The 12,249-nt window shown below is 53.6% G+C and carries 9 protein-coding genes; 3 read left to right on the top strand and 6 right to left on the bottom strand.

Annotated features, from left to right (window positions below; all coding sequences use genetic code 11):
- Nucleotides 1-123: 123 nt before the first annotated feature.
- From hldE to K7X24_RS16335, 3 genes are all read right to left on the bottom strand, one after another.
- Nucleotides 124-1,560, bottom strand: coding sequence for a bifunctional D-glycero-beta-D-manno-heptose-7-phosphate kinase/D-glycero-beta-D-manno-heptose 1-phosphate adenylyltransferase HldE (gene hldE / locus K7X24_RS16345; RefSeq protein ID WP_161529764.1), 1,437 nt, complete (start codon nucleotides 1,558-1,560; stop codon nucleotides 124-126).
- A gap of 119 nt (nucleotides 1,561-1,679) precedes the next feature.
- Nucleotides 1,680-4,535, bottom strand: coding sequence for a bifunctional [glutamate--ammonia ligase]-adenylyl-L-tyrosine phosphorylase/[glutamate--ammonia-ligase] adenylyltransferase (gene glnE, locus K7X24_RS16340; protein ID WP_116361683.1), 2,856 nt, complete (start codon nucleotides 4,533-4,535; stop codon nucleotides 1,680-1,682).
- A 52-nt stretch (nucleotides 4,536-4,587) separates the two neighbouring features.
- A complete protein-coding gene (locus K7X24_RS16335; protein WP_103971933.1) occupies nucleotides 4,588-5,925 on the bottom strand; it encodes an inorganic triphosphatase in 1,338 nt (445 codons plus the stop codon).
- Nucleotides 5,926-6,247: 322 nt separating this feature from the next.
- Between K7X24_RS16335 and K7X24_RS16330 the strand changes: the two genes are divergently transcribed.
- On the top strand, nucleotides 6,248-6,868 hold the full coding sequence (locus tag K7X24_RS16330; RefSeq protein ID WP_161529767.1) for a TIGR04211 family SH3 domain-containing protein: 621 nt from the start codon (nucleotides 6,248-6,250) through the stop codon (nucleotides 6,866-6,868).
- 108 nt (nucleotides 6,869-6,976) lie between these two features.
- Nucleotides 6,977-8,221: a multifunctional CCA addition/repair protein gene (locus tag K7X24_RS16325; protein ID WP_224555856.1), complete on the top strand. Its 1,245-nt coding sequence runs from the start codon at nucleotides 6,977-6,979 to the stop codon at nucleotides 8,219-8,221.
- A gap of 71 nt (nucleotides 8,222-8,292) precedes the next feature.
- Here the strand turns inward: K7X24_RS16325 and bacA are convergent, their stop codons facing one another.
- Together bacA and folB are read right to left on the bottom strand one after the other, a co-directional pair.
- Nucleotides 8,293-9,111, bottom strand: a complete 819-nt coding sequence (gene bacA / locus K7X24_RS16320; protein WP_224555847.1) for an undecaprenyl-diphosphate phosphatase — start codon at nucleotides 9,109-9,111, stop codon at nucleotides 8,293-8,295.
- 351 nt (nucleotides 9,112-9,462) lie between these two features.
- Nucleotides 9,463-9,816 (bottom strand): bifunctional dihydroneopterin aldolase/7,8-dihydroneopterin epimerase, encoded by a 354-nt coding sequence (gene folB / locus K7X24_RS16315; RefSeq protein ID WP_224555845.1) that lies wholly within the window; start codon nucleotides 9,814-9,816, stop codon nucleotides 9,463-9,465.
- A gap of 128 nt (nucleotides 9,817-9,944) precedes the next feature.
- Here folB and plsY point away from each other — a divergent pair, with 128 nt between their 5' ends.
- Complete coding sequence (gene plsY / locus K7X24_RS16310; protein WP_224555843.1) at nucleotides 9,945-10,580, top strand: glycerol-3-phosphate 1-O-acyltransferase PlsY; 636 nt, start codon at nucleotides 9,945-9,947, stop codon at nucleotides 10,578-10,580.
- A 46-nt stretch (nucleotides 10,581-10,626) separates the two neighbouring features.
- Here the strand turns inward: plsY and K7X24_RS16305 are convergent, their stop codons facing one another.
- Entirely contained in the window at nucleotides 10,627-12,213 is a 1,587-nt protein-coding gene (locus K7X24_RS16305; RefSeq protein WP_224555832.1) for a methyl-accepting chemotaxis protein, read from the bottom strand.
- Nucleotides 12,214-12,249: the final 36 nt, after the last annotated feature.

Below are 12,249 nucleotides of genomic sequence, written 5' to 3'. Positions count from 1 at the left end.
GACGTGTCGCCCTGTCGGCATCGTGATTGTTATGATTCTCGCCCGTGATGCGCCAGAGCGAGAATCATTAGCTTGCGGACTAACGGCGTCGAAACCTTTCGAGCACCGTCAGTTTTATTTCGTTTAAGATTTAGACGTGTTGGCTTTAATCGTGTTGATGATGTTCGTCGTGGAGCAACCATCCTCAAAGTTCAGGACTTTCACTTCACCGCCGTTGGCCCAGACTTCTTCACTACCGGCGATTTCATGTGGCTGGTAGTCGCCGCCTTTCACCAGAATGTCCGGCAGAATACTGGCAATCAAACGCTGCGGCGTATCTTCTTCAAACGGCACGACCCAATCGACAGCTTCCAACGCACCCAGCACGATCATCCGCTGCGGCAGCGGGTTGACGGGACGAGTCGGCCCCTTCAGACGCTTGGTTGAGGCATCGCTGTTTACCGCAACGATTAACCGGTCGCCAAGTTTGCGAGCGTTTGCCAGATAAGACACATGTCCGGCGTGCAGAATATCGAAGCAGCCGTTAGTCATCACAATCTTTTCGCCACGCTGACGCGCCAGTTCAACAGCATGTTTCAGCTGTTCTTCGGTCATCACACCAAATCCGGTGTCGGCACGGCCGCGGATCGCATTTTCCAACTCAATCGGCGTGACCGTTGATGTACCCAGCTTGCCAACGACGACGCCTGCGGCAGCATTCGCCAGGAAACAGGCTTCTTCCAGTGAGTTACCTGCCGCCAGCGCAGCGGCCAGAACACCAATCACCGTGTCGCCCGCCCCGGTCACGTCATACACTTCCTGCGCCTGCGTCGGCAAATGCAACGGTGCTTTGCCCGGCTGTAGCAGCGTCATCCCTTGCTCGGAACGGGTGATCAGCAACGCGGACAGATCGTAATCAGCCACCAGTTGCATACCGCGCTCGACCAGCTCTTCTTCCGTTTTGCAACGCCCTGCGACCGCTTCAAACTCAGACAGGTTCGGCGTCAACAATGTCGCGCCACGGTAGCGGGAAAAATCCGTGCCTTTCGGGTCGATCAGCACCGGAACGCCAGCCGCTTTTGCCGTCTGAATCATGGTTTGCACATGCGCTAATGCGCCTTTTGCATAGTCAGACAGCACCAGTGCGCCAATTTTTGGCAGCGCCAGTTGAATACGTTCGATAATCGGCTGAGGATCAATCCCCTCAAAGCCCTCTTCGAAATCCAGTCGGATCAACTGCTGATTGCGCGACAGCACGCGCAGCTTGGTGATCGTCGGGTGCGTAGGAACAGCGACAAAGTCACACTTCACATTCACTTCGCCAAGTTTGGCATTCAGTGCGCGAGCAGCATCGTCAATGCCCGTTAACCCCACCAGACGCGATCCCGCGCCCAATGCAGCGATGTTCATGGCGACGTTCGCTGCGCCGCCTGGGCGCTCTTCGATCGTATCAACCTTGACCACAGGCACGGGTGCCTCTGGTGAAATTCGGCTGGTCGGCCCATACCAGTAACGATCCAGCATGACATCACCCACCACTAACACACCCGCTTGACGGAAATCAGGCAGCGTCACTTTCATCCTCTACTCCAGGCTTATTTCGCATAATGCGCGTAATAATATCATAGGCACGTATCATACACGCCACTGCCGTGCGGCTCTAAACCGCACGGCACATTTGACCATTAGATAGGAGGAACTTACGCTCCCACTAACCACTTATTCCAACTCACCAGTACCTGCTCCCGCTCCGCAACAAACCGATCCTTGCTGACCCGACCGGACAGTTCCTGCAAAGCCAGATGGTGTAGTTCATTGCGCATGGTGACATAGGCCAGCTTGAGCGCGTTGGCTTCGCTCTCTTCCATCACGCCATATTGCGCCATCAGTTCCAGAATACGCACGTTGTCTGACCAACGGGTCAAACGCGGTTCCTGAGCGGCGTAACGCAGCATCAGATACTGGGCAATGAATTCGATATCCGTAATGCCGCCTGCATCCGTTTTGATGTCAAAGAGTGCTTTATCTTTGTTCGCCAGATGCTGGCGCATTTTTTCCCGCATTTCTCGCACTTCGGTTCGCAGAGTCTCCGCGTCACGCTCAGCGCACAGAATACTGCGGCGAATAGACTCAAATGTCTGCTGCACGCCACTTTCGCCGTACACCATACGCGCGCGCACCAGCGCCTGATGCTCCCACGTCCATGCCTCATTGCGCTGATAGTCATCAAACGCTTCTACCGTACTCACTAACATACCCGCCGCGCCCGATGGCCGCAGACGGGCATCCACTTCATACAAAATGCCTGATGACGTCCGAGTGCTAAATAGATGCATCACTCGCTGTGCGAGGCGCAGGTAGAACTGTCGGCCATCAATACTGCGTTCGCCATCCGTCATCACGTCCGATGGACAGTCCAGCAAGAACACCAAATCCAGATCGGAGCTGTATCCCAGCTCCCAGCCGCCGAGTTTGCCGTAGGCAATAACGGCAAACCCACGACCTTCACGATGCTGCAAATGCGACGGCTGGCCATAGCGCGCCACCATCTGCCCCCACGCTTGCTGAACCACTGCCGCGATAATCGCTTCCGCCAAATACGTTAAGTGATCGCTCACTTTCATCACAGGCAGTACGCCACCGATATCTCCTGCGGCGATACGCAGTTGCTGCGACTGCTTGAACTGGCGAACCGCTTCTAACTGCTGTTCTTCGTCATCCTCAGGGACGCGCATCAAATACTGACGTAGCTCATCGGCGTACGCACCCGGTGCCGTCGGCTGATACAGCGTTGACGCATCGAGCAATTCATCCAGCAACAGGGGATAGCGTGCCAGCTGGCTGGCAACCATCGGCGACGCCGCACACAGTCGAATCAATTGGGCGAGCGCAGCGCGAGACTCCAGCAGCAGTTCGAGATAGGTGGTTCGTGTGACGATCCCCAGCAGCAGCGGCGTCAGACGAGACAGCACCGTATCCGCTTCCTGACGAGCGCAGACTTCCGCCAACAAACACGGCATGAGCTGATCCAGTACGTCTCGCCCACGCGGCCCTATGGTGCGTTTCGCCACGTCGTGACGGAATTCCACAATCGTCCGCATCAGCTTTTCACGCACGCTTTCCGAGAGATGCGGCGTCAGCGGAGCCAGTTCGCCGTCGTCCAGCGTGTCCTGCCATAGGCTGCTATAGCTGCCATGTTCGGGGATATCATTATTGTCCGGCGCATCATCGCCAATCAGGTCATCAAAGACGTGTCGCACCGCCTGCATATGCTGTTCCAGCATGGATTGCAGCGCGTCCCAGTTGTCGAACCCCATTCCCCATGCCAGTCGCTGCTGATTCAGCTCATCACTCGGCAAGGTTTGCGTCTGCTCATCGGCAATGGCCTGCAACAGGTTCTCTAAACGACGCAGAAACAGGTAAGAGGTACTGAGGTCAAGCACCTGCTGCGGCGTTAATAATCCCAGTGCGCCTACATGCTGGAGCGTAGGCAGCAGAGAACGCCCTTGTAATCCCGGTTCACGTCCGCCACGAATCAGTTGGAAAACCTGCGTGATAAATTCGATTTCACGAATCCCACCCGCCCCCAGCTTGATGTTGTTACGCAGATCCCGGCGACGTACCTCACGGGCAATCATGCCCTTCATATTTCGCAGCGATTGGATCACACTGAAATCGATATAGCGACGGAATACAAAAGGCTTCAGCGTACTGCGCAATTCCTGACTGTAGGCATCGTCCATTCCCCCCATCAGGCGCGCTTTGACCATTGCATAGCGTTCCCAGTCTCGGCCCTGCTCCTGATAGTAATCTTCCATCGCCGCGAAGCTGAGCACCAGCGGACCACTGTCACCAAAGGGACGTAGCCGCATATCCACACGGTACACAAAACCATCGACGGTCGGCTGATCCAGCACCTTAATGAGCCGCTGCCCCAGACGCGTGAAGAACTGCGCGTTATCCAGCTCGCGCCGCCCGCCTTGCGTATGACCATTTTCGGGATAGACAAAAATCAGATCGATATCCGAAGAGAAGTTAAGTTCTCCCCCACCCAATTTTCCCATACCAAGAATCAGCAGAGGCTGAGCAACACCCTGTGCATTGCAAGGTGTGCCCCACTCGCGACAACAGGCCTGATATAGCCAGCTTCTGGCCGCCACAATCATTACCTCAGCCAGTTCACTAAGCTGACGTAGCGTGTGTTCCGTCGTACTGGTTTGCAGCGCCTGTGACCACGCAATTCGTGTCAACATATGTCGGCGAAACCGTCGCAATGCGGCCATCAAGGCATTTTCATCGTTAACATCGGCCAATGCATTGCTCAACCAGTCGGCGTAGTGCTGCCACTCTTCGGGCTGCGGCGGTTGCTGATGAATCCCTTGCCACCAGTCAGGATGCAGCGCAAGCGCATCGCTGACAAAATCGCTCAATGCCAGAACAGCAGAGTCACTGTCGGTTATCGGTTCATCAGGTGCGGCTTCCCGCAAACGTGACAGAGCACGCTGAGAGTGTTCCGTCAGAAGCACAGGTAAAGCGGGCAAAGGAAGTATCGACATGGGGGTTCCCTTGATGCGCCGCCTATCCTCACTGACAAGCGGCAGTTAACAGTTACTGTGATGGTCCGCCGCTATGTAGCCAGAACGGGGACAAGTTCAGCACCTCTTTACGGTAGGCTTCCAGATACGCAGAAGGAGCCTGCCCAGCAGCGAGCCGCTCAATTTCGTGCAGTAACGCCTGCCAGTGTTCAACGTAGGCTTCCACTTGCTCCGCCGGATAGGCACCGGATAAGAGAAGAAAAGCGTAGATATTACGTTGCAGGCGAGGAATCTGCTGTTCGTACTGTGCTTCCGTCAATTTAGAAGAAAAGGCACTTTTCAGCTCCGCAGTACTGCGGCTTAGCATAATGTCGGCAAAGCGTTTGAACGAGCCCTGTAACTTAATGCGATCTTTATTACCCATATGGTCACACCAGCCAGACTCGACCAACCAGGAAGTCAGTACTAACTTACTTTGCAGGTACTCAGCGCTGTAACACACATCCGCGCCATCAGGGCCTTGTAGCCGAGCCTCCAGAGTGGCGAGTGCAGAGCGAAAAAGCGTGGTGACCTTGCGTAACACGACGCCTCCCACCAGCACCAACATTTCGCGCATCAATGCACTGGCTTCTGGCAGAGCTTCGCGGGCAGAGGCATTCCCTCTGACCCACAGTTCTTCGTGGTATTGCCAGTGACTCAACCCCAGTTCCAGCGCCGCGCGGATGGCTTGATCGATATTGGTTTTTGGATCCACAATCAATCGATTGAGAGGCTGACACTCACGAACTGGATTACCTTTAGCCAGATGGTATCCGCGCGCTGCCTTACTCAGGCTGCCCTGTCGCATACCACCAAACTCCGCGATTTCCTTTGCCAGCTCTAACAGATGGGTGGTCTGCCCGACCTTAAGTTCCATCTCCAGTTCGCACAGCGGTTCACTCAGATCCCCGGCGCGAATCTCACCGCGATCTAAGGCAACCTCAATCACGCTTTGATAGTAAGTAAACACCCACTTTTCACGCGTAAAATCTGTACTAAACAGCGGATTTAGCGACGATTGCAGCTCCACAACATCACAATCCTCCGGCCAGACGTCCGCCGGAAACAGGCTGAGATCCAGCTCTGCTTTCTCCAGCTCAACGTTATATTCTGGGTGTTGATGCAGCCCGCCAATCACCTTGCCAGCCGTTTTCGCCGTCATTTCGTAGCGTTCATTTTCACCGCGAATACGCAGGCCGATGCCATTGCGGCGCAGGTAATTATCCGCCGTTTCATAATAGGTATTGCTCAGACGCTGAGCACGCATATGCTCATACTGACTGTAATCACTCTCCCAGTCAGTCAGTTGCGTCAGCAGCGATTCAACGCTGTCGGGATGAACAATAAACTTCAGCTCAATTTCTTCACTCATAGCATTCACAACACCAAGACCGCGTTCATTATTATGTCAGTAAATAACATTTTACCTTACCTGACTACTCTTACCGCACACACTCTTTTTCACCTGCGAACAAGCGCGCATTTCTTATGCAAACCTGTCATCAGCAGCACGGTTTTACCCCGCTTAAACACGCTGCACGCCGCCTTCTAAGAACCTATCCCAGTAGGCGCTATTGGGGCAAAATAGCCCTAATGGGACAGGTTCTAAGACTGTTCTCATTTCGGTTTATACATTGCCTCGTCAGACTTAAGCCTCTACTATCGGACCACCATTAACGCAACATGATGATCTTATGCAGAAATTAGGCTTACTCTGTTTTACTTTATTTTCTCTCACGCTGAGCTGGACCGCTCAGGCGGAAGAAAAACGCTACATTTCCGATGAGTTATTGACGTATGTCCACAGCGGGCCGGGCAATCAATATCGTATCGTCGGCACCGTGAATGCTGGCGCTGAAGTCACGCTACTCAGCGTTAATGAAAGCGCGGGCTATGCGCAGATCCGTGATGACAAAAATCGCACCACCTGGATTCCTCTCGACCAGCTTAGCAATACGCCGAGCCTGCGCACACGGGTACCGGAGCTGGAAAATCAGGTCAAAGACCTGACTGACAAACTAAATAATATCGATCAGACCTGGAACCAACGTACCGCAGATATGCAGCAGAAAGTCGCTGCCAGCGATAATATTATCAACGGATTACGTCAGGAAAATCAGGATCTGAAAAATCAGCTTATCGTCGCACAGAAGAAAGTCAGCGCGGCGAATGTCCAGCTTGATGATAAGCAGCGCACCATCATTCTACAGTGGTTTATGTATGGCGGCGGCGTTGCTGGCATCGGCTTGCTGCTGGGTCTGCTGTTGCCGCACATCATCCCGCGTAAAAAGAAAAATGACCGCTGGATGAGCTAATCGGAACACGTGCCTGCTTCTTGCAGGCATTTTTCTTTGCGGCCAACGCAGCGGCGCAAAGATGGTAGTATGTGGTGAAGTATTGGTTATTGATTCAGGAGCCCGACGTTGAAGATTTACCTTGTCGGCGGCGCTGTTCGGGACAGCCTGCTGGGTTTACCCGTCACCGAGAAAGATTGGGTGGTGGTCGGCGCGACGCCGGAGAACCTGCTCGCGCAGGGTTACCAGCAGGTTGGAAAGGATTTCCCCGTCTTCTTACACCCCGTTAGCCGTGATGAGTACGCCCTCGCGCGTACCGAACGCAAATCTGGCAAAGGCTATACCGGGTTTGTCTGCCATGCCGCCCCCGATGTCACGTTAGAGCAGGACTTGCTGCGCCGCGATTTGACCATCAATGCCATTGCCCGCACCGAACGGGGCGATCTGATCGATCCCTATCACGGTCGTCGCGATCTTGAGAATCGCGTACTGCGCCACGTTTCCGACGCATTTAGCGAAGATCCGTTACGGGTGCTGCGTGTCGCGCGTTTTGCCGCACGTTTTGCTCATCTCGGCTTCCAGATTGCAGAAGAAACCATGGCGCTGATGCAAAAAATGACGCATGAGGGCGAGCTGGCTTACCTGACGCCAGAGCGCGTCTGGAAAGAGACGGAAAAAGCGCTCGGCACATCGTCGCCAGATGTCTATTTTCAGGTGCTGCGAGACTGCGGCGCCTTGGCCGTGCTGTTCCCTGAAATCGATAATCTGTACGGCGTGCCCGCCCCCGCCAAATGGCATCCGGAAATTGATACCGGTATTCATACGATGATGACGGTGGCAATGGCTGCTCGTCTCAGCCCCGAAATTGACGTACGTTTTGCTACGCTGTGCCACGATTTAGGAAAAGGGCTGACGCCGCCTGAACTCTGGCCGCGTCATCTTGGCCACGGCCCAGCGGGTGTCAAACTGGTTGAAGCATTGTGCCAGCGCCTGCGCGTGCCGAATCCGATTCGCGATTTGGCAAAGCTGGTTGCGGAATATCATGACCTGGTTCATACCGTGCAGGTGCTGCAACCCAAAACCCTGCTGAAGTTATTTGATGCGATTGACGTCTGGCGCAAACCACAGCGTCTGGAGCAGTTAGCGCTCACGAGCGAAGCCGATGCCAGAGGCCGTGCCGGTTTTGAAGAGAACCCGTATCCACAAGGTGATTACCTGCGTGAAGCCTTTCGTGTCGCCAGCCAGGTCAGCAGTGCGGACGTCGTCGCCGATGGTTTTAAAGGCATTGACGTGCGTAACGAACTGGCACGTCGCCGCATTCATGCACTGGCAGACTGGAAAGCACAACAGCCGGATAGCTCGGGCACGTCCTGAAACAAAGAGGCCACGCTAATGCGTGGCCTCTTCTCTCTATAACGATCGACCTAAAATCTACGCACCCAGTCTTACATAAACACCATGTAAACCACACCCGCGACGATAAAACGGTAAATCGCAAACGGGATAAACGAGATGCGCTTGATGATTTTCAGGAAGGTTTTAATCGCAATTAGCGCCACGATAAATGCCGTCACGAAGCCCACGGCAAACATCGGCACATCGGCCAGCGACAAGAAGTGCCAGCTTTTATACAGATCCAGAACGGTCGCACCCATCATCATGGGAACCGCCAAAATAAAAGAGAACTCAGAAGCCGCATAGCGGCTGACGCCCATCAGCATCCCACCGGAAATGGTTGCCCCCGAACGTGAAAAACCGGGCCACAGCGCCAGACATTGAAAACAGCCAATCATAAATGCCTGACGGTGCGTGATATCATCCAGCCCGACAGCACGCGGCTGTTTTGGCTTGAACCATTCCGCCGCTAACAGCAGGAAGCCACCGATCACCAGCGCATACATCACGTTCTGCGGATAAAAAAGCGACTTGATGAAGTCATGAAAAATCAGGCCAAGCACCACTGCGGGAATCATTGCCAGCAAGATGTGCGTCAGTTTCAGACGCCCAGAGGTTTTCCCCTCGTGCGGAACTTCGCCGAAGTGAATCCCTATTAGACCAAAGAGGCGGCGCCAGAACATCACGACAACGGCCAGAATCGAGCCAAGCTGAATGATCACTTCAAATGTCTTGGCTTTCTCATCAGCAAACCCTAACCAATGACCAACAATAATCATATGCCCCGTAGACGATACGGGCAAAAACTCGGTCAGTCCTTCGACCACGCCAAGAATAAATGCGATTAGCAATGAATGCAGGTCAGTCATCTAAAAATCCTTGCCTCTAATATAAAAACGAAAATACAGCCCACAAAAAAGCGGCCGCGTACTTCCGCGAGCCGCTACACACCCTAAATAATTCGAGTTGCAGGCAGGCGGCAAGCGAACAAGTCCCGATGAGCTTACTCAAGTAAGTGATTCGGGTGAGCGACAAATCTGCCATAGGCCGATTTGAACGCTGCTTGCAGCGGCCCCAACGGGGCGAGGTCCACGTAAGTGGGCCGAGTAGCGCAGCCAACGCACATGCAGCTTGAAGTATGACGGGTATAACTGGCTTATAGACTATTTGGGTTACGATTTAGTTGCACGTAAATCAGTATTTATTCTGTTAAATCAGATTTATCGTGTACCGCGCTCAATAATGACGCCAACCTGACGCGCCTGCGCGACGGCGCCCGGCTTGCTGAGCTTGATCCGCAGCCAAGGAATCGAGAAGCGCTGCATCAGCATGTACGCGACTTCTTCAGCAACGCGTTCCACCAGCGCAAAACGCTGGTTTGCCACATGGGCAATCACCGCCTCGCTGACATCGGCATAGCTCAGGCAGTCATTAACATCGTCACTGGCGGCTGCCTGACGGTTATCCCAGCCCATTTCGATATCGAACACCAGTTTCTGCTGGATGGTCTGTTCCCAATCGTAAACACCAATAGTAGTGATTACAGTAAGTTCTTCAATAAATACGATATCCATCACGCCATTCTCTGTTTTTGTCGCTGTCGGATACCACTTCCGACGGAATGTGCGTATTATCCACAGATGAGAAGAGTAAAACGACCCTTATTAAACGTCTCTCTATACAAACTAAACGGAATAGCGTTATGAGTGTTACCGCGCTTGGTATGATGTTAATCGCGTATCTGTGTGGCTCTATTTCCAGTGCGATTTTGTTTTGCAGAATTGCTGGGCTACCCGATCCGCGCCAGCATGGTTCTGGGAACCCCGGGGCCACTAACGTATTGCGTATTGGCGGCAAAGCGGCCGCTGCAACCGTATTGGTGTTTGATATCCTGAAAGGCATGCTGCCTGTTTGGGCTGCTTACGCGCTAGGCGTTGCCCCACTGTATCTCGGGCTAACCGCCATCGCCGCCTGCCTCGGCCATATCTATCCGGTCTTTTTCCACTTTCGCGGCGGCAAAGGTGTGGCAACGGCTTTAGGCGCCATCGCCCCGATCGGCTGGGATCTAACAGGCCTGATGACCGGCACCTGGCTACTGACCGTGCTGCTAAGTGGCTATTCCTCGCTTGGCGCGATTGTCAGTGCGCTCATCGCGCCGTTTTATGTCTGGTGGTTCAAGCCACAGTTTACCTTCCCCGTCGCGATGCTCTCTTGCCTGATACTGATGCGTCATCATGACAATATCCAACGCCTCTGGCGCGGACAGGAAAGTAAAATCTGGAATAAGCTGCGTAGGAAGAAACAGCAGGAAGACGAACAAACCGCCCCCGAAGAGTAAGGCAAAAAAATTCCCGTTTTCACGGGAATTTTTTTATGAAATATGACTAGAATCGGCCGATGGCGGCAAACTCCTGCGACTGCACTTTAAACTGTGACATGCTTTCAGCCAGCAGTCGCGCCTGATCTTCCAGTGAGCGCGTGGCAGCGGCGGACTCTTCTACCAGAGACGCATTTTGCTGTGCGACCTCGTCCATCTGCGATACCGCCAGATTTACCTGCCCAATGCCATTACTCTGCTCACGCGTTGCCGTTGAGATCTCACGCATCAGGGACGTCACGCGCACCACAGCGTCAGAAACATCATTCATCGTTTCGCCCGCCATTTTCGCCATAACGGTGCCTTCACTGACGCGACTTTGAGATTCTTCCATCAGCATTTTTATCTCTTTGGCCGATTGCGCACTGCGCTGTGCCAGACTGCGAACTTCACCCGCAACCACCGCAAATCCACGCCCCTGCTCACCCGCACGTGCCGCTTCAACTGCCGCATTCAGCGCCAGAATATTGGTCTGGAACGCGATGCCGTCGATCACCGCCAGAATATCGCCAATGCGTGCTGAGCTGCTGGAGATCATCTGCATTTTCTCAATCATGCTCCCTACGGTTTCACTGCCTTTATTGGCAATATCGGACACATTTTGCGCCAGCGTATGCGCTTGTTCCGCACTCTCCGCGTTCAGCGTCACCGTAGCGGTCAACTGCTCCAGGCTGGCTGCGGTTTCTTCCAGCGAGGAGGCTGACTCTTCCGTACGCGCGGCTAAATGGGTATTGCCGGAAGACAGTTCGCGCGTACCGACGTCAATCTGCATACCGGCATCGCGAACACGGCCAACGGCGGTTGCCAGTGAAGACTGCATTGACTTCATGGCCTGAATCAGACGGCCAATTTCATTATCGCGACCATCGGCAATGCGCTGGGTTAGGTCGCCGCGGGCAATAAACTCCAACTGGCCGACCGTCTCCTCAAGCGGAGACAAAATGGAACGCTTCAGTGCGATCCAAGCAGCTAACACCAGCAGCAGAACGAATACACAGGCAATACCGATAATCGTCAAACGCTCGAACGCAAAGCTTTCAGCTTCTGCGAGCATGCTTTCCCCTACTTCAAGACCAAAGTCGCGGAATTCGTTCGCCACCTTATCCATCTTAACGCTGAGCGGCGGTAGCACATCCTGTAACAGCACGTAATAGGCAGCGATATCCCCACGTTTCAGCGCATCAACCATCGGCTGAACACCAAGATTCATGTATTGTTCGTAACTGGTTTTAACCTCTTCCGCCATTTTGGCACCACGTTCCGTTACGGTGCCATAAGAAATAAAACGCGCCATTTCTTTGTGGGAGAGCGCCGTATAAGCCTCTGCTCGTACTACAGACGCATTCGCGAGATCAGTCAGTCCGTTTTCCATCTGACGGGCAGCCAATGCCGATACCGTTCTTGCACGCAGCGAAGCGGTATAGCTCCCAGACAGTGCCGTGACTTCTTTCCCCTGAATCTTGTCAATGGTCGTAAGCGAAGTGATTCCCTGATTGATTGAAGTGATGCCGATTCCGCACACCAGTAGTAAGAGCAGTACCATCGTTCCTAACAAAGCAATCAAGCTCGTCTTGATGGTGATATTTCTTAACATTTTCGTTTCCCTGGAATTACAAATGATAAATAAATG

Source organism: Pectobacterium versatile (assembly GCF_020166435.1).
Classification (GTDB): Bacteria; Pseudomonadota; Gammaproteobacteria; order Enterobacterales; family Enterobacteriaceae; genus Pectobacterium; species Pectobacterium versatile.
Note: the sequence above shows the minus strand (reverse complement) of the source record. Positions and strands in the feature narration are given on the sequence as shown.

What these genes read in the sequence shown, in the direction of transcription:
- glnE (WP_116361683.1), bottom strand. Translation starts at nt 4,535, where the DNA reads ATGTCGATACTTCCTTTGCCCGCTTTACCTGTGCTTCTGACGGAACAC.
- folB (WP_224555845.1), bottom strand. Translation starts at nt 9,816, where the DNA reads ATGGATATCGTATTTATTGAAGAACTTACTGTAATCACTACTATTGGT.
- bacA (WP_224555847.1), bottom strand. Translation starts at nt 9,111, where the DNA reads ATGACTGACCTGCATTCATTGCTAATCGCATTTATTCTTGGCGTGGTC.
- K7X24_RS16335 (WP_103971933.1), bottom strand. Translation starts at nt 5,925, where the DNA reads ATGAGTGAAGAAATTGAGCTGAAGTTTATTGTTCATCCCGACAGCGTT.
- K7X24_RS16330 (WP_161529767.1), top strand. Translation starts at nt 6,248, where the DNA reads ATGCAGAAATTAGGCTTACTCTGTTTTACTTTATTTTCTCTCACGCTG.
- hldE (WP_161529764.1), bottom strand. Translation starts at nt 1,560, where the DNA reads ATGAAAGTGACGCTGCCTGATTTCCGTCAAGCGGGTGTGTTAGTGGTG.
- K7X24_RS16305 (WP_224555832.1), bottom strand. Translation starts at nt 12,213, where the DNA reads ATGTTAAGAAATATCACCATCAAGACGAGCTTGATTGCTTTGTTAGGA.
- plsY (WP_224555843.1), top strand. Translation starts at nt 9,945, where the DNA reads ATGAGTGTTACCGCGCTTGGTATGATGTTAATCGCGTATCTGTGTGGC.